19 protein-coding genes, 3 rRNA genes and 2 pseudogenes are annotated in these 23,805 nt (G+C 39.4%); 5 read left to right on the top strand and 19 right to left on the bottom strand.

Features of this window, described 5'->3' with window-relative positions; all coding sequences use genetic code 11:
- Window positions 1-198: 198 nt before the first annotated feature.
- Together NST21_RS04085 and NST21_RS04080 are read right to left on the bottom strand one after the other, a co-directional pair.
- Window positions 199-1,656: a S8 family serine peptidase gene (locus NST21_RS04085; protein ID WP_340887851.1), complete on the bottom strand. Its 1,458-nt coding sequence runs from the start codon at window positions 1,654-1,656 to the stop codon at window positions 199-201.
- A gap of 194 nt (window positions 1,657-1,850) precedes the next feature.
- Complete coding sequence (locus NST21_RS04080) at window positions 1,851-2,048, bottom strand: hypothetical protein (protein ID WP_340887848.1); 198 nt, start codon at window positions 2,046-2,048, stop codon at window positions 1,851-1,853.
- A 307-nt stretch (window positions 2,049-2,355) separates the two neighbouring features.
- On the opposite strand from NST21_RS04080, the gene NST21_RS04075 reads away from it, so the two are divergent.
- Window positions 2,356-2,643 carry a hypothetical protein gene (locus NST21_RS04075; RefSeq protein ID WP_340887846.1) on the top strand — a complete coding sequence of 96 codons (288 nt, stop codon included), beginning with the start codon at window positions 2,356-2,358 and terminating at the stop codon, window positions 2,641-2,643.
- A gap of 259 nt (window positions 2,644-2,902) precedes the next feature.
- On the opposite strand, the gene NST21_RS04070 is transcribed toward NST21_RS04075, so the two are convergent.
- The 9 genes and pseudogenes from NST21_RS04070 to NST21_RS04035 form a co-directional block, all read right to left on the bottom strand.
- The gene (locus NST21_RS04070; RefSeq protein WP_321175460.1) at window positions 2,903-3,037 is read right to left on the bottom strand and encodes a hypothetical protein; all 135 of its coding nucleotides are present in this window, start codon (window positions 3,035-3,037) and stop codon (window positions 2,903-2,905) included.
- Between the two features lie 152 nt (window positions 3,038-3,189).
- Window positions 3,190-4,050 (bottom strand): tyrosine-type recombinase/integrase, encoded by an 861-nt coding sequence (locus NST21_RS04065; RefSeq protein ID WP_340887844.1) that lies wholly within the window; start codon window positions 4,048-4,050, stop codon window positions 3,190-3,192.
- Between the two features lie 166 nt (window positions 4,051-4,216).
- A 5S ribosomal RNA gene (gene rrf / locus NST21_RS04060) occupies window positions 4,217-4,332 on the bottom strand.
- A gap of 61 nt (window positions 4,333-4,393) precedes the next feature.
- A 23S ribosomal RNA gene (locus NST21_RS04055) occupies window positions 4,394-7,326 on the bottom strand.
- Between the two features lie 175 nt (window positions 7,327-7,501).
- A 16S ribosomal RNA gene (locus NST21_RS04050) occupies window positions 7,502-9,052 on the bottom strand.
- The 16S, 23S and 5S rRNA genes sit together here, the layout of an rRNA operon.
- Window positions 9,053-9,537: 485 nt before the next feature.
- On the bottom strand, window positions 9,538-9,819 hold the full coding sequence (locus tag NST21_RS04045; protein ID WP_340887842.1) for a S8 family serine peptidase: 282 nt from the start codon (window positions 9,817-9,819) through the stop codon (window positions 9,538-9,540).
- 731 nt (window positions 9,820-10,550) lie between these two features.
- Window positions 10,551-11,798, bottom strand: coding sequence for a helix-turn-helix transcriptional regulator (locus NST21_RS04040; RefSeq protein ID WP_340887841.1), 1,248 nt, complete (start codon window positions 11,796-11,798; stop codon window positions 10,551-10,553).
- A 130-nt stretch (window positions 11,799-11,928) separates the two neighbouring features.
- A pseudogene (locus NST21_RS28685) lies at window positions 11,929-12,042 on the bottom strand (MarR family transcriptional regulator); the annotation flags it as partial.
- 76 nt (window positions 12,043-12,118) lie between these two features.
- Complete coding sequence (locus tag NST21_RS04035; RefSeq protein ID WP_340887838.1) at window positions 12,119-16,201, bottom strand: S8 family serine peptidase; 4,083 nt, start codon at window positions 16,199-16,201, stop codon at window positions 12,119-12,121.
- A 283-nt stretch (window positions 16,202-16,484) separates the two neighbouring features.
- Between NST21_RS04035 and NST21_RS04030 the strand changes: the two genes are divergently transcribed.
- Both NST21_RS04030 and NST21_RS04025 read left to right on the top strand, forming a co-directional pair.
- Window positions 16,485-16,643 carry a hypothetical protein gene (locus NST21_RS04030; protein ID WP_157443986.1) on the top strand — a complete coding sequence of 53 codons (159 nt, stop codon included), beginning with the start codon at window positions 16,485-16,487 and terminating at the stop codon, window positions 16,641-16,643.
- A 147-nt stretch (window positions 16,644-16,790) separates the two neighbouring features.
- Window positions 16,791-17,201: pseudogene (locus NST21_RS04025) on the top strand (hypothetical protein); the annotation flags it as partial.
- A gap of 148 nt (window positions 17,202-17,349) precedes the next feature.
- Here the strand turns inward: NST21_RS04025 and NST21_RS04020 are convergent.
- From NST21_RS04020 to NST21_RS04010, 3 genes are all read right to left on the bottom strand, one after another.
- Window positions 17,350-17,517, bottom strand: a complete 168-nt coding sequence (locus tag NST21_RS04020) for a hypothetical protein (protein ID WP_340887837.1) — start codon at window positions 17,515-17,517, stop codon at window positions 17,350-17,352.
- A gap of 306 nt (window positions 17,518-17,823) precedes the next feature.
- Window positions 17,824-17,955, bottom strand: coding sequence for a hypothetical protein (locus NST21_RS04015; RefSeq protein WP_274608140.1), 132 nt, complete (start codon window positions 17,953-17,955; stop codon window positions 17,824-17,826).
- 91 nt (window positions 17,956-18,046) lie between these two features.
- Window positions 18,047-18,610 (bottom strand): hypothetical protein, encoded by a 564-nt coding sequence (locus tag NST21_RS04010; RefSeq protein ID WP_201222801.1) that lies wholly within the window; start codon window positions 18,608-18,610, stop codon window positions 18,047-18,049.
- 857 nt (window positions 18,611-19,467) lie between these two features.
- Between NST21_RS04010 and NST21_RS04005 the strand changes: the two genes are divergently transcribed.
- Window positions 19,468-19,731 (top strand): hypothetical protein, encoded by a 264-nt coding sequence (locus NST21_RS04005; protein ID WP_056529736.1) that lies wholly within the window; start codon window positions 19,468-19,470, stop codon window positions 19,729-19,731.
- A 33-nt stretch (window positions 19,732-19,764) separates the two neighbouring features.
- Here the strand turns inward: NST21_RS04005 and NST21_RS04000 are convergent, their stop codons facing one another.
- From NST21_RS04000 to NST21_RS03980, 5 genes are all read right to left on the bottom strand, one after another.
- On the bottom strand, window positions 19,765-19,914 hold the full coding sequence (locus NST21_RS04000; RefSeq protein WP_056529733.1) for a hypothetical protein: 150 nt from the start codon (window positions 19,912-19,914) through the stop codon (window positions 19,765-19,767).
- Window positions 19,915-20,154: 240 nt separating this feature from the next.
- Window positions 20,155-20,370: a hypothetical protein gene (locus NST21_RS03995; RefSeq protein WP_053348812.1), complete on the bottom strand. Its 216-nt coding sequence runs from the start codon at window positions 20,368-20,370 to the stop codon at window positions 20,155-20,157.
- A gap of 215 nt (window positions 20,371-20,585) precedes the next feature.
- Window positions 20,586-21,554, bottom strand: coding sequence for a hypothetical protein (locus NST21_RS03990; RefSeq protein WP_340887833.1), 969 nt, complete (start codon window positions 21,552-21,554; stop codon window positions 20,586-20,588).
- Between the two features lie 427 nt (window positions 21,555-21,981).
- Complete coding sequence (locus NST21_RS03985; protein ID WP_340887832.1) at window positions 21,982-22,473, bottom strand: hypothetical protein; 492 nt, start codon at window positions 22,471-22,473, stop codon at window positions 21,982-21,984.
- Window positions 22,474-22,629: 156 nt separating this feature from the next.
- Entirely contained in the window at window positions 22,630-23,148 is a 519-nt protein-coding gene (locus NST21_RS03980; RefSeq protein ID WP_057217175.1) for a GNAT family N-acetyltransferase, read from the bottom strand.
- Window positions 23,149-23,321: 173 nt separating this feature from the next.
- On the opposite strand from NST21_RS03980, the gene NST21_RS28680 reads away from it, so the two are divergent.
- Window positions 23,322-23,684 (top strand): hypothetical protein, encoded by a 363-nt coding sequence (locus NST21_RS28680; protein ID WP_445670587.1) that lies wholly within the window; start codon window positions 23,322-23,324, stop codon window positions 23,682-23,684.
- Window positions 23,685-23,805 lie beyond the last annotated feature (121 nt).

The raw sequence follows: 23,805 nt of genomic DNA, 5'->3' as shown, positions 1-23,805 counted from the left end.
TTGCTAGTACTTGAGAGTCTTCAGAAATCTGTTCAGTCGCTGCATGCTATTCTTCAGTTGCAGAATTAGCATCAAAGAACTTCTATGTAAGTAGTTATATGGAGGCCACTCACCTAATCAGTAGCCTCTATATTTATTTTGAAAAGATGATTTACTTTCCTTGTACTTTTAATATTTCATCTTATTTAGAAACATAAGCTACTTCTTTATATTTTCTAATGCTCTATAAGCATTTGCTTCTCCTGAACCAAATAAAGCATCTTGTCCTTTCTTTCCATAGTCAAGAGCTGTTTGCTTAATACGTGCTGTTACTTGGGCAGGTTTATACTCAGGATGAGCTGCCTTAATAACTCCTGCAATTCCAGCTACTTGAGGAGTGGCCATAGAAGTACCAGCATTAAACTCATATGAAGTGCCTAAATAGGTAGGCCAAGTACTTAGGATTAAGTTACTTGGATCAGCCGCCGCAGGATCATTGGTTTCTGCATATTTAGGCCCATAATCTCCTCCAGGAGCTGCCACGTCAATAGCACTGTTTCCATAATTAGAGTAGAAAGCAAGCTGTTGAGTTGACCATTTTGTGGAGGCAGACACATTAATAACTCCTGGCATTTGTGCTGGTACTACAGTTGCAGGCCCTTTCACGCTCATTCCATATGGTTCATACATTTTATTTAAATATTCGTTTACTTCCTTCTTGTCATCTAAATTTAAACTTTCATTACCACTACCAGCTACTACAGTTACTCCATTCTTTACTGCATATTGAATTGCTCTCTTCCAAAGTAACGTTTCAGCGACTGATTTATAACTTTCTCCCTCAATTGTCATTTTGGAATTATTATAGAAACGAAGAGACATATTAATAACATCTACCTTGTCATTTGTTGCTGCAATAATTCCATCTATAATCCAAGCTGGTAATCCAAGGGCCTGCTCTGAGTATAATACGCGATAGGATCGGATTCCTAAATCTGGTCCTACACCGTTTACTTTACCATTTGCTCCAATGATCCCGGCAACGTGAGTACCGTGCCCATTGCGATCTTTTATATCAGTAGGATCACCTGTTTCAGATTCATCCATTCCAGCAGGAACAAGATTACGTCCACCTATTATATTATTCTTTAAGTCAGGATGAGACTCATCAATTCCAGTATCAATCACTCCCACCACTGCTTTATGAGTAATACTACCATCTTTATTTTTATATCCGCCTGTTTCTAAATCATATGATTTCCCGTCGTTGGTCACCCTTTGAATATCCCATTGGGAGTCCCAATAACTCTCTGAATTTTGCTGGCTAATGATACTAGACTCATAGTTATAAGGGCTGACTGCTGTTTTGTCTAAGGTTAGGGGAATTTCTCTGTTAGCAGCTTCTATTGAAGAATTACCTTTTAGGTTTTTAAGAAAAGAAGGCTCGTCAGATTGAGCTTCTATTCCTCCAACTTCGGGAAGAACTTTAATTACTTTACCACCAGCTTTCCGTATTATCTCTTGATAATTCTCTGGTAATCCACTTTTAAAAGCTATTGCGTATGTGTCATTCATCTCCTGATTTTGACTCTTAGCTTGGGTAGGAACACCACCAACGGACAGTATCCCTGCTCCTACTGCAATCGAAAGTACCGTATGTAGAATTTTCTTTTTCATATGTCTCCTCCTATATATGGAAAATATTCATCATATACTATCTTAATATACAACAACTTAAATTCCAAGTTTTCCTAATAAATCTCATATTATTGAAATAAATAATAAATACTTTTTAATAAATAAAAGAGCAGCGTCCCGTGATAAAGCTCGGAATACTCCTCTCATTATTATTGTGATGAACGCAGTATTATTTAGATAATATTAAATAAGCTCTGTAGTCGAGATTTTATGGTCTCAACAGTATCCTCTACTTTTTCTACGTAATCAAGCCATCCAAGCCATTCTTTGAGATAAGGTTTTGAACTAATGATCAAATTGAAAAACTCTTCAGCGTCACCCACATTGAATAACCTCAAAGATACTTCGTCATTGATTTTATGTATTAACAAAAATTCTCCTCCTGACTTATTGCTCCTATCAATTCTACACAATAATTCTATTTTCCTTCTTCAACTAAACTGCCCCGTTAGTTGCATAAAGAAAAAAACTGCGTTAAAGAAAGTTCCGATCTTCAGCTAACGCACTGATATTTCAACAAGGTCTAAATAGTGTTTTATTGAATTAGAACAGTTACTCTAGGTAAGGTGTATACACCTTGCCTTTTTCTATAAAGTTCAACTGTTTAAATCAATATGGGATTTTTCAAAAAAATGGTAATATAAAAATTAGTAATGCTGGAGGAACTGGAGGTAGAAAATGAGTAAAACATTGAGTAAATCGCATATATTTAATCTTTTAGCTGGAGTAATAATTATTGGTCTGATGATTTATTACTTTACTTTAGGATATAATTGGCTTGTTTTAAGTTTCAATATCTTAATATTTGTAGTTTCGTATATTTTGGAAAGAAATAAAGTAACTATATTTGCTTGGTTGCCGATTACTTTAATTTTATTTTCTGCCAAAATCGGTATTAAACAAACAAAACCCTATAAAGTCGGGATAAAAATGACACAGACTTCGAATCAAATAATGATTTGGTAAAGCCATGCGTTATTGCACGAGAATGTACGAAGGATATCAGGCTGTCTGCCTTTATCTTGAGAAACATCAGTGAAATTGCCAAAACGATTAAACGGACTGAATTGTATGAAGGTTTACATCCTAAAAACCCGCCGCCCCATGAGGCATAAAAAGTTAAGAAAAGAAATCGATGACTTGATGGATGAATTGTTTTGAAGATTAACAGATTAGCCCTTCTCATTTAAGAGAAGGGCTTTTACGATTTGATGACGCAGAAAGTTTATTTGTCTACATTTATTTTTTGTTCATCTGATTTTTGGATGATTTCTTTTAGTTCTCCTGTATCACCTTTAGCATTAATAATTTCAAAGATCTCATTTAAGCCATCTGAGGTTTTTTCATCTTCCGTTTTCACTAAATCCCTCCTAATTGTGGTTATCTTTTAAGGTCTCCCAAATTAATAAAAAAAAAACCCTCCAAATAGGAGAGGGTGTAAAGGGGCTTATGGAGTTGCCTGGGCCTGGGGAATACATCTCGATATACATCTAGATAGGGCATGAAGGTTTACTACCTTATACAATTATCATCAAAAGTATTTTCAATGGCTAATTCCAATTCTTCTTTTCCTTCTCCTACATAACGTTTGGTCATGTTCAAATCTTTATGCCCCATCAATTTTGAAACGGTTTGAAGGTCTATCCCCGAATCGATTAATTTTTGGCAAAACGTATTCCGCAGCTTATGGGGAGTCGCATTATATTTAGTCAGCATATATTGCACGGACCTTGGCGTGATGCGCTGATTCACACTGGATATGAAGATGGCTTCCGTTTCCATATTTAAAAATTCCTTGTATGCCCTGATCTTTTCACTAGCAGCCATGGAGAGTGGAATCTTCCTGTCTATATCCCCTTTTGAATCCCGGATGAGGATATATTGCCTGTCTCCCTCTTTTTGAATGTCGCTATGGTTCAAATCACAAAGTTCGGACACCCGGATACCCGTATGGATCAGTGTATAGACAATGGCAATATTCCTGAAATGCCCAGAGGCCTCGATTTCTTTTAGGAGATCAGCTTGCTCAAGCATGTTCAGGGCTTCTGGCGGATCTTCTTTCTTTTCCTTTGCTTTACGGTCGATGTTGAGGACGATCTCGGGTTTATCAAGGAACCTGGAAAACATCGTAATGGCTGAATAATGTTTTTCAATCGTTCCTCCACTCTTATTTGACTGTTCCATATCGTCTAAATAGGTTTGCACGTGGGATTTTTCAATCTCTTCCGCTTCTTCTTTAAACCATTGAAGAAACTGGGAGATGACTCCCACATAGGTTTTAATCGTACCATCGGATTTATTTTGACCCATTAACCATTCCGCAAAAGAATGAAGAATTTGTTTATTGTCCAGGTTTTCTTCTTTACTGGTCATCGAGAAGCCCCCCTACCAAAATCATGCTTTTAATAAGCCTATCCAATACACGAATAGTGGAATTTACACAAAAAAACCTTAGGAGAATCCTAAGGTTTAGAATGCGTAGATAGGATTTGAACCTGATTATACGGGTTTATGAATCCTAATTGATGTGATAAACATTGCTTGGCGGCGTCCTACTCTCACAGGGGGAAACCCCCAACTACCATCGGCGCTGAAGAGCTTAACTGCCGTGTTCGGAATGGGAACGGGTGTGACCTCTTCGCTATCGCCACCAAACATTAAAGGAACGTTGTTCCTTCAAAACTAGATAATAAGAAGGTATTTCATTTTTTAAAGCGTGGTTAAGTCCTCGATCTATTAGTATCAGTCAGCTCCACATGTCGCCACGCTTCCACCTCTGACCTATCAACCTGATCATCTTTCAGGGATCTTACTAGCTTGCGCTATGGGAAATCTCATCTCGAGGGGGGCTTCATGCTTAGATGCTTTCAGCACTTATCCCGTCCGCACGTAGCTACCCAGCTATGCCTTTGGCAAGACAACTGGTACACCAGCGGTGCGTCCATCCCGGTCCTCTCGTACTAAGGACAGCTCCTCTCAAATTTCCTGCGCCCGCGACGGATAGGGACCGAACTGTCTCACGACGTTCTGAACCCAGCTCGCGTACCGCTTTAATGGGCGAACAGCCCAACCCTTGGGACCGACTACAGCCCCAGGATGCGATGAGCCGACATCGAGGTGCCAAACCTCCCCGTCGATGTGGACTCTTGGGGGAGATAAGCCTGTTATCCCCGGGGTAGCTTTTATCCGTTGAGCGATGGCCCTTCCATGCGGAACCACCGGATCACTAAGCCCGACTTTCGTCCCTGCTCGACTTGTAGGTCTCGCAGTCAAGCTCCCTTGTGCCTTTACACTCTACGAATGATTTCCAACCATTCTGAGGGAACCTTTGGGCGCCTCCGTTACTCTTTAGGAGGCGACCGCCCCAGTCAAACTGCCCACCTGACACTGTCTCCCACCCCGATAAGGGGCGCGGGTTAGAATTTCAATACAGCCAGGGTAGTATCCCACCAACGCCTCCACCGAAGCTAGCGCTCCGGCTTCTCAGGCTCCTACCTATCCTGTACAAGCTGTACCAAAATTCAATATCAGGCTGCAGTAAAGCTCCACGGGGTCTTTCCGTCCTGTCGCGGGTAACCTGCATCTTCACAGGTACTATAATTTCACCGAGTCTCTCGTTGAGACAGTGCCCAGATCGTTACACCTTTCGTGCGGGTCGGAACTTACCCGACAAGGAATTTCGCTACCTTAGGACCGTTATAGTTACGGCCGCCGTTTACTGGGGCTTCGGTTCAAAGCTTCGCTTGCGCTAACCTCTCCCCTTAACCTTCCAGCACCGGGCAGGTGTCAGCCCCTATACTTCGCCTTGCGGCTTCGCAGAGACCTGTGTTTTTGCTAAACAGTCGCCTGGGCCTATTCACTGCGGCTTTTCTGGGCTATTCACCCTAAAAAGCACCCCTTCTCCCGAAGTTACGGGGTCATTTTGCCGAGTTCCTTAACGAGAGTTCTCTCGCACACCTTAGGATTCTCTCCTCGCCTACCTGTGTCGGTTTGCGGTACGGGCACCTTACATCTCACTAGAGGCTTTTCTTGGCAGCGTGGAATCAGGAACTTCGGTACTATATTTCCCTCGCCATCACAGCTCCGCCTTAATGGAAACGGGATTTGCCTCGTTTCCGGCCTAACTGCTTGGACGCGCATATCCAACAGCGCGCTTACCCTATCCTTCTGCGTCCCCCCATCGTTCAAACGATGTATAGGTGGTACAGGAATATCAACCTGTTGTCCATCGCCTACGCCTTTCGGCCTCGGCTTAGGTCCCGACTAACCCTGAGCGGACGAGCCTTCCTCAGGAAACCTTAGGCATTCGGTGGAAGGGATTCTCACCCTTCTTTCGCTACTCATACCGGCATTCTCACTTCTAAGCGCTCCACCAGTCCTTCCGGTCTGACTTCAACGCCCTTAGAACGCTCTCCTACCATCGACACCATACGGTGTCAATCCACAGCTTCGGTGATACGTTTAGCCCCGGTACATTTTCGGCGCGGAGTCACTCGACCAGTGAGCTATTACGCACTCTTTAAATGATGGCTGCTTCTGAGCCAACATCCTGGTTGTCTAAGCAACTCCACATCCTTTTCCACTTAACGTATACTTTGGGACCTTAGCTGGTGGTCTGGGCTGTTTCCCTTTCGACTACGGATCTTATCACTCGCAGTCTGACTCCCAAGAATAAGTATTTGGCATTCGGAGTTTGACTGAATTCGGTAACCCGTTGGGGGCCCCTAGTCCAATCAGTGCTCTACCTCCAATACTCTCATCTTGAGGCTAGCCCTAAAGCTATTTCGGAGAGAACCAGCTATCTCCAGGTTCGATTGGAATTTCTCCGCTACCCACACCTCATCCCCGCACTTTTCAACGTGCGTGGGTTCGGGCCTCCATTCAGTGTTACCTGAACTTCACCCTGGACATGGGTAGATCACCTGGTTTCGGGTCTACGACCTCATACTCATTCGCCCTATTCAGACTCGCTTTCGCTGCGGCTCCGTCTTATCAACTTAACCTCGCATGAAATCGTAACTCGCCGGTTCATTCTACAAAAGGCACGCCATTACCCATTAACGGGCTTTGACTACTTGTAGGCACACGGTTTCAGGATCTATTTCACTCCCCTTCCGGGGTGCTTTTCACCTTTCCCTCACGGTACTGGTTCACTATCGGTCACTAGGTAGTATTTAGCCTTGGGAGATGGTCCTCCCTGCTTCCGACGGGATTTCTCGTGTCCCGCCGTACTCAGGATCCACTCAGGAGGGAACGAAGTTTCAACTACAGGGTTTTTACCTTCTTTGACGGACCTTTCCAGATCACTTCATTTACCCCGTTCCTTTGTAACTCCATGTTGAGTGTCCTACAACCCCAAGAGGCAAGCCTCTTGGTTTGGGCTAATTCCGTTTCGCTCGCCGCTACTCAGGAAATCGCATTTGCTTTCTCTTCCTCCGGGTACTTAGATGTTTCAGTTCCCCGGGTCTGCCTTCAGTACCCTATGTATTCAGGTAAAGATACTGTTCCATTACGAACAGTGGGTTTCCCCATTCGGAAATCTCCGGATCAAAGCTTACTTACAGCTCCCCGAAGCATATCGGTGTTAGTCCCGTCCTTCATCGGCTCCTAGTGCCAAGGCATCCACCGTGCGCCCTTTCTAACTTAACCGTTAAAAAAGATCTTACTGATGCTTTGAAAAAATTAATTGCCTTCTATCTATTATCTAGTTTTCAAGGAACAAAGAAGAAAGAATTCCATCACTACGTGATGAGATCTTTCGAATCTGAATGAATTACTCATTCAAAACTGAACAAAACAAAAGCGCTCTCGTATTTATCCTTAGAAAGGAGGTGATCCAGCCGCACCTTCCGATACGGCTACCTTGTTACGACTTCACCCCAATCATCTGTCCCACCTTAGGCGGCTGGCTCCATAAAGGTTACCTCACCGACTTCGGGTGTTACAAACTCTCGTGGTGTGACGGGCGGTGTGTACAAGGCCCGGGAACGTATTCACCGCGGCATGCTGATCCGCGATTACTAGCGATTCCGGCTTCATGTAGGCGAGTTGCAGCCTACAATCCGAACTGAGAATGGCTTTATGGGATTCGCTTACCTTCGCAGGTTTGCAGCCCTTTGTACCATCCATTGTAGCACGTGTGTAGCCCAGGTCATAAGGGGCATGATGATTTGACGTCATCCCCACCTTCCTCCGGTTTGTCACCGGCAGTCACCTTAGAGTGCCCAACTGAATGCTGGCAACTAAGATCAAGGGTTGCGCTCGTTGCGGGACTTAACCCAACATCTCACGACACGAGCTGACGACAACCATGCACCACCTGTCACTCTGTCCCCCGAAGGGGAACGCCCTATCTCTAGGGTTGTCAGAGGATGTCAAGACCTGGTAAGGTTCTTCGCGTTGCTTCGAATTAAACCACATGCTCCACCGCTTGTGCGGGCCCCCGTCAATTCCTTTGAGTTTCAGCCTTGCGGCCGTACTCCCCAGGCGGAGTGCTTAATGCGTTAGCTGCAGCACTAAAGGGCGGAAACCCTCTAACACTTAGCACTCATCGTTTACGGCGTGGACTACCAGGGTATCTAATCCTGTTTGCTCCCCACGCTTTCGCGCCTCAGTGTCAGTTACAGACCAGAAAGTCGCCTTCGCCACTGGTGTTCCTCCAAATCTCTACGCATTTCACCGCTACACTTGGAATTCCACTTTCCTCTTCTGCACTCAAGTTCCCCAGTTTCCAATGACCCTCCACGGTTGAGCCGTGGGCTTTCACATCAGACTTAAGGAACCACCTGCGCGCGCTTTACGCCCAATAATTCCGGACAACGCTTGCCACCTACGTATTACCGCGGCTGCTGGCACGTAGTTAGCCGTGGCTTTCTGGTTAGGTACCGTCAAGGTACCAGCAGTTACTCTGGTACTTGTTCTTCCCTAACAACAGAACTTTACGACCCGAAGGCCTTCTTCGTTCACGCGGCGTTGCTCCGTCAGACTTTCGTCCATTGCGGAAGATTCCCTACTGCTGCCTCCCGTAGGAGTCTGGGCCGTGTCTCAGTCCCAGTGTGGCCGATCACCCTCTCAGGTCGGCTACGCATCGTCGCCTTGGTGAGCCATTACCTCACCAACTAGCTAATGCGCCGCGGGCCCATCTATAAGTGACAGCCGAAACCGTCTTTCCATCTTCTCTCATGCGAGAAAAGAACGTATCCGGTATTAGCTCCGGTTTCCCGAAGTTATCCCAGTCTTATAGGCAGGTTGCCCACGTGTTACTCACCCGTCCGCCGCTAATCTCAGGGAGCAAGCTCCCATCGATTCGCTCGACTTGCATGTATTAGGCACGCCGCCAGCGTTCGTCCTGAGCCAGGATCAAACTCTCCGAAGAAATGTTTGACTTGCTCATTTTGCTTTTTGATAGTGTGTGCTCACTTAAAAAATTAACGTTGGCGCTTTGTTTTGTTCAGTTTTCAAAGAGCAATTTCGTTGTCGGTTTGTTTCGACTTATTCATCTTAACATAGCTACGAATAGTTGTCAACTTCTGCGAAGAATTTCAGTTTCATAAAATCGCCCATTAATTAAGCGACTTCATTATCATACTTCTATTTTTAAAAATAGTCAACTTGGAATTGATAAATTAACAAACTATGACGTTTGTTCACCTTGAACCTATTTTGTTGATGTACAAAAAATCACCTAAGCAAGTTCTCCGGTCAGTATTAAAAATCCCAATCTCTCATTTATATCACTGAGAGATTGGGAATTATTCAACAAATCTTCTATTAGCTGATATTGAAGAAAAGCACAGTAATTTTGCATGCCTATTTCATATTATCCGGATTATAGGAAGTAATACAACAACCCTGATAATGCTAAAAAGATTGCTTCAATAAGTCCACTCCACTTAGTGTGGATACAAATTTAAAGGTATTGATAGTTAGTTGGGAGTTCGCCTCATATTGGTTTAAATCACCGTTCAATACCACACCGGCTACAGCAGTTCCATGGTCAACCCCCTGCCTAATTGGATTGGATTTTACTGATTTATTCTCTTTTGCGTAGTTAACTAATAGAGGATGGGTTGTATCAATCCCTCCGTCAAAAATTCCTACTCTTATTTGTGAGATATTTTGCCCGACTGGAGGTTTCAACATTAAAGGATTGCTCTTTGAACTCCTTAACTCCGGGAAAAAATCAACTCTCAATGGATGAACTGTTCGTAACGGGTTAAAATCAGATACGTCTATTAACGCTCGTCTGTTTAAGTAAACACTAACAAATGTCGGACCGTTTAATTAGGTCTTTACCCTCATTGAGTCACCATTGATATTATTTTTCAAAAGAATATTTTTAAATTTTTCAAGCATTTTCTCATGATCGTCACCAAAGGGGTGTAGGACAAATTCCACTGTTCCTTCTTACCACTTTTCATCAAACCCCGAATTACTTCGCTACCAGCAAGTAAAGAAATATCCTCGACCTTTCTAATATCATCTTTAAAGCTGTCTGTCAGTCGAGCCTCTTCCTTGTTTAAGATTTCTTCAAAGTTTCCAAGCTATCCAAATTCATTTTAACGAAATGCATTTTGCTATAATGCTTTTCTTCTTCCTCTTCTCGGTAAAATCCCCACCGTCTTGATCCGATATTTTCAAATCTCGCGTGCTTAAAAAGAGTGTTAGGAATATATGATTTTGCTAGAAATTTTTCATTTAACCTTATAGTTACAACAATTTCTTCCATACGTTTTTCTTGAGGAATTTTGTTTATTTTCTCTTTAATAGTTTGTACTTGTTGCTTAACTCTTGCTTGAACCTGGCTATATGTTCTCGGAAACGTAGGCTATGCAGCATTAACATCTGCATAGAGTATCTTTTTTTATTAAGACTTATTCATGATCATAGTAGCTCTTTCTGCCTTGTATGTAAGAATTGGCAAGGTCCAATGCTTTTTGAACGGCACCAATTCGGTTATAGAAGTGGAAGAGTTTTTTTTCGTAGTGTTCAATTAACATGGTGAAGCCCATATTTTTAAAAAAAGGAAGGGCTGTAGTCTCAATAAAATGATAGTAATCGTCTTCTTCATGATTAAGCTGATAAAGGTGTAATTCAAAAAAAATCCAGTTATACGATTTTGTCGATTTTGCTATTCTTAGGCCTTTATGTGCTAATTCCAATAAAATCTCGTTTGAAAGTAGTTTTCCTTTATAACAAGTATTAATATAACCATCTAATGCAGTTAAATAATGAGGAACCTTTTCATCCATTAGTTCCATGGCTTCTTTGTATAGTTCGGATGCTTCTTTGTATTTTTTTCTTCTGTAAAGTTCAAATGCAAAATTATTAAGGAGCTTTGATTTACGGTCTATTTCATTAATGGTATCACAGGTACGTATTAATTGTTCGTAACGTTCTTTCGTCTCTTCAAAATCATGAAGCTCCTTTGAATTTAATTGTAATAACATGATCGTCTCTGTATCAATTATTCGGATGACATTTAACGTTTTTTGAAAATAGTCAAGAACTTTCTCTGCATAATAATACGATATTATATTAAAATGAATAAGGTGATAGGCTAGTGCCAAATGGTAATAATATTCAAATTGATTATATTGACTTTGATCAATTGATGTTAAAATTTGAATACAATCTCGATACTGTCCGTTGTGAAAATAATACATACCTAGAACATGTTTTAACATATTGCGGTCTTGCGGAGAAAAAGATGATTCATTTTTTTGCAGTTTTTGAATAATTAATAATGCTGTTTCTAATTGATAATTAGATAAATAATACCTTGCAGAGAGTAATTGATAGAAAACTTGAAAATCTGGCAATTGAATCAGTGTTTCTTTTTCGATTTCATCTTTTAAAATTTCTGATTCTTTGCTTTGTTGCATAACGAACGTGTTGTGCCATAACTTTAGTTTCTGTTGAAGATTATGATACCGCACAAATTCATCATCAAGACAGATATTCAATCTTTGGGATAATAAGTGAGTAATTTCCCCTGAATATTCTGTTATCTCTCGTTCTATCTTACTAAGATGTGTAGCAGAACAAATTCCTTCACAAAGCTGCCCCTGAGTCACCCCCGCTTTTTCACGATAAAACTTGATAAGTTTCCCCTCAATCATAGCTTCACCTCTAGGTTGAAATTTTATCTAGTATATATAGGAAAAAAATGAATATATAATCTATATATTCTAGTAAAATTAAGAAAAGCGCAAGACTACTTTAATACCTTTCCTCTATTTATTAGCTTTTTCAATATTTACTCTTGTTTCCCTTTTTTACGAATTCCCAATCTACCTCAATATTTTATTCTGAAGAAAATCCAAATAACGCAACCTTATTGGAATACTCTCTTTCTTTAAAAATACTTTTAGAAAAATTTTATATTTTCTTTAAAAGTTAAAACACGATGAAGCTAAGCTTTCATCGTGTTTTTTAATATTTATGGCTGTATTCCCAACTCAACTAAAATTGATTCTAATGTCTTACCTTTATACTTCTTCTTTGGTTTTGGGGCATCCTCAACATGCTCATTTTGCTTGAGATAGTTTGTTTGAACATATTTCATATCTTTGGCATCAACAATTCCATCAAAGGTGATATCCGCTGCACGCTTCTTTGTTTTCCAAGCATTTTGAATTTCAATCGCATCTAGAACATCAATGACATTGTCTTGGTTAACATCACCTGCTGTAATATTAAGGGCAGGTATCCAGCGATTTTGACCGTATAACTCACCATTGTGCTCAAAACCAATACCAGAATTTAGTTTTTCTTTCGTGTCAAAGTGGCCTGGCACTTTCATTTCAATCGTAAAGGCATTTGTGCTTAACGGCAGCTTGTTGAATACATATTGTCCATTATCTTCTACCGTTGATGTCGCATCGAACTCAGTTCCTTCTGAATCAAAGATTTTCACTGTACCGCCAACCTTGCTCCAATCCCTTTTCTCTGTAACAGTCCCATCTTCATTTTTAAATCCTTGCGGAGTGACATAACCTCTAGCCATTGAGAATTGAGGGTTAACCTTCCAACTATAACCAGATTTTAACACACTGCTTGTCTGATTATTAGCATCCATTACGCTCACAATCGGATTAATCGCTGCTCCAAGGGTATATTGATCATCCTGAACCTTTAACGTAACCTCAACGACTTTTGCATGGTCTAATGCTTTACTCTCTTCATTAAATTGGACAGTAACGACCTTGTCTTTAATCGTTAAAGAGGCTTTGTCCGAGAATTTGCTGTGAAGCTTGGCATCAACTAACTCTACGCTATCTAAACCTCTGTCGTAGCCTCCGTCACCATTAAAGTTCCATTCCGCCTTTGACACTGCGTTTAGGTTATCTAATGATAGCGTTGCTTTTACCGTATCGCCTGTTTTCACCTCATACTTTTCGCCAATAGTATACGCGACAGGTGTACCTTCTTTTACAAAGTAATATTGCTTTGTTGCCGGTTTGTTTCCTGCCATATCATATCCATTCATGCGGAATTGAAGTGCTGGGATGGATTCATCCAGGGCGATTTCTTCGACAAACTTTCCTTCTTTATCCATTGGAATTGGCGTAGAAGGGAAACCACCTTGACCCCAGTAATACACCATCGAGTTCGATGATTGATCGATATTTACGCCCAATTTCTTTAGTTCGTCAATAGTTGGATCTGTGATTTGAATGTCGAATGGATATGTTTCTTGACCTGGCTTATATTCAATAAATGGAGACTTTCCATCAAGTGAACTTTTGAAGCTCGGTGCATCGATATCGATGAGCAAATGCTGCGTTTCAGTTGTAACCTTCCCGGAAGTACCTGTACCAATGAATTTCAACTTGTAATGTCCCGTTTTTTTCACATAACTTGCTTCTTCCGAAATGGGCTGTTTTGAGTTTCCTGTAAACTCATAAAAAGCTCCATTAAATGCATATAATCCATAATCTACATTGTCATAAGCGTAATCTAAATTTATTGTTCCGACCAACCCGAGGTCCTTTCCTGTTTTGCCATCTTGAAGAACGACATCCATTTTTTCCATTGGTGCACGAAGGTTAAAATCAGCAAATACAAATGGAGTACGCATAGGATCCCATGCTACTTGGTTTAAATGACTTGGGGAATAGGCAGGATTTAGTACCTCAACCTTATTAAACCCATCTTCCATTGTTCGGAAGCTGAAAGGAATCCGATACTGCTCTGATGAATTCGCATTGTTTGTTAATGTAATATAGCCTTCGTAAATTCCATCCTTTGCTTTCTTAGGGATAAGCAAACGTGGTGTTACTTTTTTGAAGTCTTCACTTTTTACAGAAATTTTGCTTGGAATATCCAGCTTCACTCCATTTTCCTTCAAGCTGTTTGAACCATTCGATTCAGTTACAGATACACTGAAAGTTTTGTTTACTTTATCATGGTTTTCAATAGTAATTGATTTTTTTAGATTTAGTTTTTTATCTGCATAGTGAACGTCAAAGCTGAGTCCGCCCGTCAATTCTTTTACCTTGATTAATTCCTCAGCACCTGGAACAAATGTTTTATCGTTAATTTTGAAGGTTGTTCCACTATACACTGCTTGGTATGGATCAACTCTTCCTGCTCCAACTTCAAATACACTATAGTCTCCGTTTAGTGGATCTGCCGTATTCATTAGAACGGCTTTAATATCTTCCGGCTCAAATTGCGGATTCGCTTGAAGCAAGAGTGCTGCAATCCCTGCTGTATGAGGAGTAGCCATAGATGTTCCAGAATATCTGGAATATGCATATTGATAGTTTTCTTGATGTTCAGCGTCCACCATATAAGAAGGGACTGTTGAAAGAACACTTACTCCCGGTGCCGTCACTTCTGGCTTCATATCGTATGTTTCTCTTGCCGGGCCTCTTGAGCTAAAGTCCGCTAAGTGGTCACCTTCTGTTTGTTTATCCGCGTATTTGGAGAAAGTAAAATTCGCTTCACCTGCTTGAATCTGTGCTTTAATGCTTTCTCCCGCTTCTTTTGTTAAAGAAAATGACGGCACAAAGTCAACGGACTCTCCAAGATTGGCATTAATTTGCCCTTCCACATTATTATAAAGAAGAACGGCGGCTGCTCCATTTTGTTTCGCATTGCTGACCTTTTCCGCTAAGGCGAATTCGCCGCGTTCCACAAGTGCAATTTTCCCTTTTACATCCTTGCCGGAATAATCAGAGCCATTTCCTAAACCGACATTCACTACCTCATAGGATTTCCCTTCCCATTCCTTTAATTGGTCTGAATAGTGGCGTGCCAAACTAACAAGTTCTATCGAATCTTTATTTCCGATTTTCCCATTGAAAGTAGAAACCGCCATCGGCACATCACTCGCCCCGACTGTCAAAGCAAGTGCTGCTGAGCCAGGTGAACCTAATGTATAATCATCTGATCCTGCATTTCCAGCTGCTACAACTGCTGTTACATCATTAAGGACAGCATAGTTAATGGCAGTACTGGTTGGATCATAAGGATCATTGATGTCCGATCCGAGGGAAAGGTTGATAACATCCATGCCATCGTTTACAGCTTTTTCTATACCTGCAATGACCCCTTCAGATGATCCTGAGCCATATGGTCCAAGAACACGATACGAATATAAATCCACATCAGGAGCCACACCTTTCACAGAAACCTCTGCATTCGTTCCTTGTCCAGCAATGGTACCTGCGACATGTGTTCCATGGGAAGTATAATAGGAAGAACCGGACCAGCTAAATTCTGGTTGCCCCGACGCTTGCCAATCCTTGTAAGTTGCCTCCATTGGATCATTATCTTGATCAACTAAATCGTAACCGCCCTTATAGGCATCTTTCAAATCAGGGTGGTTGTAATCAATCCCTGTATCAAGAACCCCAACTTTGATTCCTTTTCCTGTAATACCTTCATTGTGCAGCTGGTCAATTTTTAAATATGGAATACTTTCAACGGATGTACCAGGGGCTGATTTCTCTCCCATGGCGATCGGATCGACCTTAAATTCCACATTTTTATATACTGCTTTTACGACTTCGGATTGTAAAAGCTGCTCTACCTGATTAGCTGGCAGCTTCATAGCTACCCCGTTATAAACGGTCTTAAAGGTAGAAGTGATTTTATGACCTGTTTTCTTGCTTCTAAGATTAGTAGATGGAAGAATCGATTGAATTTCTTTATTAAACTGAGCATGTTCCTTTTCTACTTGATCATCCGCTTGTTTTTTAGAAAGCTCCTTTCCTTTTACATTCGCATCCAAGACTGCAACTTTTCCCGGCTTTGATTTAAACTGGACAATGACCGAGATTTCTTTATCCTTTTTTAACTCTTCCATTTTAAATCCTTGCAATCCGACATTATCTGTCATTTCAAGTTGATTTAACGCTTTTCGTTGTTCACTTGTCAACGAAGCTAAGACGTCTTCTGCCTTTATGTTCGCTGCATTTGCATAAGGAATGAAAGGCGTGTTTGCTGATGATAGCAACAAGCCAGCTGACAGCGTAATCGCCGCTGTTCGTTTAATGAATGAATGAATTTTCATATGTTCCCTACTTTCTTTGTTAAATAGAAGATTTCCGAAAAAATACCCCTTTCTGAAAATTTAAAAGATTCATATAATAATATTAATTGCCTTTCTATTGGATTGCTATTGGGGTTATTTAACAGTGTTTTCTACCTATTTTTCTTTTAAATGTTCTAAAAAAAGCATTCTCCATGCGAAATTTAGTAAAAAAGACTTAAATGCATTTTTATAAATTGGGGTTTTCTTTAGTCAAATAAGAAAATATGAATTCCATTGAGAGAGTTGAAAAGAGGAGTTCACGATGCTAGAGAGAAACATCATCGAATTCTATCGCGAACGGCAGAATATGATGCAAAAGGATTTAGGAAAGCCAAACCACGGTAGTATCTTCTTCATCAAACCTGATCCGTTAGTTTTAGTACATTCTTTCACAAACTATATAAAAGAAGGATTTTATTAGTTGTTCTGTAATCTATGTGGTAAATTCCGATATCATTATTAATCATTCGCTCTAATATACGAAAAAGGAGAGACTCAAATTAAGATCCTTATCAATACGACTGTATCTAATCCTATGAAACGCTTCAAGAGGATAATTTGTGGTTTCTTCTTTGAAATCGATCATTGTAAAGAAATCAAAAAAAAGCGATTAGAATGTCATCTCTATGGTCAACTAATTGCCAACCTCCTTTGTTCTTCTACCATGTTTCAAATGCGGCAGCTACTCCTCACCAAGAAAAAACGAGAACTCAGCGAATTTAAAGCCATTTATATCATCAAAGATTATTTTTTATTACTGTTTCAATCGATACAAAAAAGCACCCAAGAGCTATCAAATGTCCTGTTTCGCCTGTTTGCCCTCCTACAGAAAAACGGGCGAAAGTCTCATCGATACGAGAAGAAAACAGTCTTTGATATATTGGGTGTGGTTTCATTCCAGTTCCAATTCATATATACATCCCCTATATCAACTGAATTACTTACTATCCTCATCACCATTCAACTCTCTATGTTATAACATTTTCTTATTCAACTATCCTGCCCCGTTAGTTAATTAAGCAAAAAGGCCACCACATGGCAGCCCTGGATCTCAACTAACGCACCTATAGTCAGACTCGATCATTTCCAAGATTTCTTCAGCCGTGTATTTTTTCTCAAAACCTCCTTCAATTATTTCTCATGAATTTTTCAAGTTCTTCTACTTTCCTCCCATCAGCATGGTATGTGTATCCAGTCAGTTCTTTTCCTTTTATACCATTTGCGACAATATCAAGGTCGTTAAACACGTACTTCATGTATGTTATAGCTTGTTTCTGTCTGTCTGTAGATTCCAATACTTATGAGCTTCCCATTTATCTGTCCCTTTCGGTAGGGTAACTCCCTCTAAAACTTTGCCTTGTTCTTCTTGAATTATGTAGGATAGTTCTAAGAGGTTGTTGAAGTCTTGTACTAAAACTTTTGGTATATCGTTAGCATCTTCTTCACTCGTAAATGATTGAGCTTCTGCTAAGTAGTAGTATTCAATTGGGTTGCGATATTGCTATCGGATTCATCAACTAAAATTCTTCTTCTAACATCTCATGATCTCGTTAATTATTTTCAAATTTGGCTTGTACATCTTCAATGGTTTCTTTAGGTGCTTAAGGAGCAAGTTTCATATCCTCAAATGTCATCTCGGTTCGAGCGATTTTCTTATCATATGTTAGATGTTTTACCCTTATTTTGAGAGCCGTTTTTTGCTTTGCTTTTTCTAGATTGATGTTGGACGACATAGGACGACCACCGGACATTTGATAAACAATTCTGATACTTGGAATAATAAAAATAAAAAGCCCTTCTCACACGAGAGGGGCTTTTTTGTTATTAATATTCACTTACAGAATAACTTTTGTATGTTAACTTGTTGTTTTCAAAAGCCATATCAACATATATGTCAGTAGTGTCACTGTAACGGCTCCAGACATAATCTTTTTCGGTAATACCGCCATAGGTATATGTTGATTCTAATTTCATATATTCACCTGTGATAGATACCATTTGATTATAAGTCATTCCTTTTTTTACATTCGTATATTCATTGAAAGTTATACCATTTTTAATGGGAGTAAAGAAATATCCTTTGGCTGTTTTTGTATACTTGACCCACTTTGTTCCTACTTTATCATAATCTACAAATGTTACTGTAGCATATGAAAAGTTTTTATTTGTTGCATATGGAGTTAACGTTACAGCTTTAGTAGTTTTTGCATTAATTGTATTACCTTTATAATCTTGAACCTTATAGGTAGTACCTACTAAGGCGCTCTTATAGAAAGTTGAACCGATCGGCTTTGTTACTGTTGCAGCTTCTCCTTTATTTGCTCCAACTCCTGCCAGTAATCCTAGAGCTAATACTCCTACAGTTAATGCCTTTGCTAGTTTTTTCATCTTAATTTCTCCCCCAACCCGTTAGGTCTTATGAATTTATATGTACATTTGTAGAATACCAAATCTTTTTCAATGGGTCTATGACTTTTCGTAGAGAACGGGTATTTACAATATCCATCTTAGGCAATGCGGCTTTTGACTTTAGTAAACTTTAACACAAACCAATGCTCCATATTCATGAGTTCTTAGAAAAAGACGCAATTGCACCCCAATATATAATTAACTTTCCAAACTTGTTAAACCGGATTGAAGAATTTAATCCAGAAGCACATAAAAAATACCGTTGCTTAGATGTAATAGAAGATACTTGTTGGACAATCAGCTTGAGGTGATAATTTCTTGAGCCAATAATATAGCCGATGAACCGGCAGGTTCTGTTTTTGACACTAAGCAGCTTTTGATAATCCACTTTCTTTAAAATCTTGAATGTGAGCTTCCCATTCTTTCTTTATAAGGCACCTTTTCATAAAAAAACCTCCACATGTAGGATGTAAGGAGATTATTTCATGAGATATTTACAAGTAGTAGGTGGGGAATATTTGACGCTTACTTTTATCTACTGCTTTTTCTTCTTGCATACATGCACCAAGCAATCCAATTGCAGAAAACTATTCTAAGCGATTTTCAAACTTTCTAATGATGATCGATAAGCTAATTTTGTCTAAGGCTAACTCTAACTCATCATCTATCTATTTTTTTATATAAAGAATTCCATAATTGCGTAAACCTGTAAACCCTTTAACCTATAAACGTTGATATAGTAGGTTTTTTATAGGTTTACTCATTGGTTTACCTTTAAGTTATTAGAAGTAAATTCAGCGCATTGGTATTCCCTGACTTTCTTTGAGTGTGGGGTGTTGAGAAAGTATCTTGCTGAAAAGATCGAGACTTATCTTTTTATTCAGCTACCTAAGCCAAGTGAGTATCCAAATGTTTTAAAAATTTCTGCTGGAGATTACTGGTGTATCCAAAATAACGGCTGGTCTATTGATTCTGCTACTGAAATTTTTAGTGAGGAATGGATATCTGATGACGAGTTTTTTGTCACCGAATCTGAAATTTATGGGAATAATAAACTCTATCATCAATTGAAAAAAGAACTTCGAATAAGAAAAACATAGGGAGATTTTAGTCTTCCTATGTTTTCATTCATATTATTTATCTGTTTGTTTTTGCTTCTTTTTCAAATACTCCGCACGTATTTTTTCAAGTTGCTGCTTTTTATCAAATTTGGCAGGCGTCTGTTTTTCATGAAACTTTGTCACAGCTACCTGACCTTTGTAATCCAATTGATATTTTCCCACTTTGTTCACCTACTTTTCTTGTCTTTAAAGATAATCTATTCAACAAATATAATATACCTTATTTTACTGAAGTAAACCTTATTACTTTATTAGTGTACTGCTAACTTTGCATATATCAGTAAAAACATTAAAAACTTAGTAAAATAATTCATCGCCAAATGGTATTCATTTCATTGCTATAATCAAAATAAAATGCCTTGACACTCTGCATAAGCCTCAATAATTCTATTTCTTGTTTGTTCAGCTCTCTTCTAAAGGTCCAATTGTTCGGTAAATAAGGTTTAAAATATTAAAACAATCTAAGTCTACTCCATCTTTTAAATGGTTCTTAATGCTAATAACCATTACGTTCTCGATGATTTCAAATTTAGGTTTCTGAGGGGAAATATTGTTTTTTTTGCAAAGTCTTTTTACTACTTGTTTAAAAAAATCTACATCCCCAATATTTTTCTCCAAAAAATCACCCCTTGTTATTAACTTTTCTACTTATATCTATCTTAATCCAAATATCACCTTATTCAACTAACCTGCCCCGTTAGTTAATTAAGGGTACTTTCTCACTTTAGATTGAATGTATGATAATATAAAGAATCGTACATTTAAAAGGCCCCAAAATTGGGGGCCTTTTCATTTAATTTATTTTTTATAAATATAATTCAATATTAGGAACATTAATTACTTCTAGAACTGCGCATTGCTCTCCGGCGGTCGTGCAGTACCATCAGGATAATTATTCCCATCATCACTCCCAAGACGCTACCTAACTCGGTGGTTAGTACATATGCAAGCGGGTACTCTAGAGCAGGTTGTGCATCGGGGCGAGTGGCGGACAAGCGGTTAAAGAGGTTATAAGAGAACAGCATTCCCGACGAGATCCATGCTGCTGCCATAGGAGGGAAGAACCTCTTCAACCCGCGGCGGGTGGTCAGTACCAACAAACCCCACGCCCCCGCGAAGGCCCATACACCGGTACTCAATGACAATAGGTGCCACCATAAATCGCGGTTATCCAACATAGCTGGGTTGATGCCAATAGTTCCACCAACCGCCCAGAATAGCTTAATAAATCCAAGCAGGATACAGCCAGCCGCGACAAGCCTAGCCAAGGTGATATGCAGTTTCTGGCTGTTGCCCGGGAGTAATTCAATGTCGATTGGATCAGCAAATGCCTCTGGCCAACGCGCTTTAGCGTATCCAGCTAAGGCGAAAGGTAGGCAGATGCCGACTCCAACCAGTGAGACCATTACGAAAATCTGCTCATATACCCAAACGTTGGCAGCTCCTGCCTGCTGATCGCGTATCATAGCAGCAGGACCAAGCACAGGCGCCAGCAACAGCATAGGAATAAGTAAACCAGTACCTACCCAGACGGGCAAGGCAACCAACCAGGCGGGCAGTCGCTCACCCCATGTCATGCTAAACGCCAATGCTAACAGGATACCAACAGCAGCTAGAACCATTGTTACTGCGTTTGCAGTGCGCCAACTTGGGTCGCCCATTTGTTCGGTCGGCATGAAGAGACCGAAAGTCCAGGCGATTTTGATTAACAGATAAGGCATTACCGCTATAGCGGCACCATAACCCCAAAATCTACGCTTCTTCATCAAATGTGAAATTGGCTGCTTTTTCATTACTGTCATGAGGTCACCTCGGCCGCCAGACCAGTGAGTTCGTAAATCTCTACCTCTACAATGAACAGAGCGCTTCCAATTAAACTCTCATTTTTATTTCTATTTATAACTATAAATAAACACCCCTTAAGAATTATAATTTAAACTGTTTTAGTTTTAATGAATCATAGGACTTTTCACGAAGATAATCATTTCCCCCATTACTCTCACCATCAATACCCTAAAAACTGCTCTGCTCGCTTTGACTTTAACATAATATTCCAATTATGAATCCCTTATTCTAAAAAATTAACACAAGAAGATCGCCTTCATTGACGACCTTCTAGTGTCAATTCTTTATGCAACTATCCTGCCCCGATAGTTGCATAAAGAAAAAGATGCCTTAAAGACAGCTCTGATCTTCAGCTAACGCACCCTTTAGTTGAAGAAGAAGTCATCATTTTAATAACTCAGTCTTATACCTATATCTTACATTTTCAGGAATTTGGTTAAAAATATGCAAAGGGATTCCTACTTTATCTTTAATTTCTATTTCTTTTCCCGAATCAAAGTATGTAAGGAATCCCCAATAAGAAATGAAAAAGTTATAAGTTGGTTCGTAAATAAACTCCATCCAACCCTCTGCAATATGTTTATCTTTTTCATCGAATATATTAATTCCTGAGAAGTTTTCCACTACCCCATCTAAATAAATAGCATCATCTCCTTCTATACAACTTTCAGACCAGTCAAATTTAAACTTATTTGCCATTATTCCATAGATTTTCAGGTCATCGCATAGTTGTTTTTCTACTAACATTCTTAATTTAGGCCCCATTTTGTCTGAGTATCCTAAATCAGTGTAATTTGGTTTCAAATTTCCCCACTCCATATATATGTGTTTTGTCGTTATAACACTGCTTACTTTACTGATTAAAACCTTCTTCAACTAATCTGCCCCGATAGTGCCATAAGAAAAAGGCCTGCCGCAGCAACCCTTGTTATTGAAGTAAAGCACCCGTTAGTTCATTAAGAAAAGCGAATCTTATTCAAGAATCGCGCCCGTTAATTAAACAAGTTACACGCGTGTAAATCTTTATTACTCTTACTCAATACATAATTCTGAGATATCCTTCCAGCTATAAGCAATATCCTCTACTATGGTTCCTCCAAACGTACTGGTCCTATGAATGTATTCTTTTCCTCCCATACGTTCATAAAATCCAAGTCCAGAATTATTCTGTTTCATTACCCAAACCATCATAGAATAAATACCTTTTTCTTTAAAATGTTTAGCAATAGCTGAAATAAGCTGCCTACCAACACCAAATCCTCTACATTCCTGTAAGAGATAAAGCGAATATAGTTCTCCATCGTAATTCTTCTCATCTATACTTTTACCGGATGCAAAACCTATAATTTTCCCTGTTTCATTAATTGCAACATATATAAAAGGTTCATTTTCGTTATATAAAAAATCATTCCATCTTTTTTCTGCATCTTCATACGATAATTCGTCCAGATAATCGTCAGGTACTAGATCACGATAAGTAGTCCTCCAACTATCAACATAAACTCTTGATATGCCCTTTATATCTTCTTTCCTTGCTTTTCTAATTTCCAAGTTAAGTACCTCCAATGCAAAACAGTAAAATAATAAAAATTTATTATAACATTCTTTCTTCAACCCTCAGTTAGCTCAATAAGTGTTATTCCATAAAATGAACCAATTGTTGAACAAATCAATATGCACTCTTGAACTATCCTGCCCCGATAGTTCTATAAGAATAGGCTGCCATTATCAATACAGCTACTGATAATATCGTTAAAGTCTATGAGGAAAACATTCAGTTTGCAAAAACAAATGAAAGTTATTGGAAAGGAACAGCGTTAGGGACTCGAATCGATCTTGGGAATATTAAATTATCTAAAGAAAATGAACAATATCGAGTGGAAATTCCAGTAGAATTTCATAATAAACAAAAAAGATACAATGGATTTAATGATAGTGAACCAATAGTAGAAATATTTGAGGAATACTGGTTAGCTTTAACTAATAATGAAAAATTCAAACGATGGATTATAGTTGATGTAAAAGATTACTATGCATTGAATAAAGAATTTATAGAAGGAAATAACGTGGTGAAAAGTGAATTTTAATAAAAAAGCCTACGATCCTTGCTATTCAAGGAAGTTGGGCGGTTGTTAAACATTCGACATCCGAAATATTTGTTGAAATCAAGTATCAGTAAAAGTGTACAGTGCATTATACTGATGCTGT

Origin of the sequence: Peribacillus sp. FSL K6-1552, assembly GCF_038005205.1 — a bacterium.
GTDB lineage: Bacteria > Bacillota > Bacilli > Bacillales > DSM-1321 > Peribacillus > Peribacillus butanolivorans.
This window is presented reverse-complemented; position numbering and strand designations above follow the sequence as displayed.

Coding starts and splice junctions, on each gene's coding strand:
- NST21_RS04085 (WP_340887851.1), bottom strand. CDS start 1,656: ATGAAAAAGAAAATTCTACATACGGTACTTTCGATTGCAGTAGGAGCA.
- NST21_RS04075 (WP_340887846.1), top strand. CDS start 2,356: ATGAGTAAAACATTGAGTAAATCGCATATATTTAATCTTTTAGCTGGA.
- NST21_RS04065 (WP_340887844.1), bottom strand. CDS start 4,050: ATGACCAGTAAAGAAGAAAACCTGGACAATAAACAAATTCTTCATTCT.
- NST21_RS04045 (WP_340887842.1), bottom strand. CDS start 9,819: ATGTTGAAACCTCCAGTCGGGCAAAATATCTCACAAATAAGAGTAGGA.
- NST21_RS04040 (WP_340887841.1), bottom strand. CDS start 11,798: ATGATTGAGGGGAAACTTATCAAGTTTTATCGTGAAAAAGCGGGGGTG.
- NST21_RS04035 (WP_340887838.1), bottom strand. CDS start 16,201: ATGAAAATTCATTCATTCATTAAACGAACAGCGGCGATTACGCTGTCA.
- NST21_RS04030 (WP_157443986.1), top strand. CDS start 16,485: ATGCTAGAGAGAAACATCATCGAATTCTATCGCGAACGGCAGAATATG.
- NST21_RS04015 (WP_274608140.1), bottom strand. CDS start 17,955: ATGTCGTCCAACATCAATCTAGAAAAAGCAAAGCAAAAAACGGCTCTC.
- NST21_RS04010 (WP_201222801.1), bottom strand. CDS start 18,610: ATGAAAAAACTAGCAAAGGCATTAACTGTAGGAGTATTAGCTCTAGGA.
- NST21_RS03990 (WP_340887833.1), bottom strand. CDS start 21,554: ATGACAGTAATGAAAAAGCAGCCAATTTCACATTTGATGAAGAAGCGT.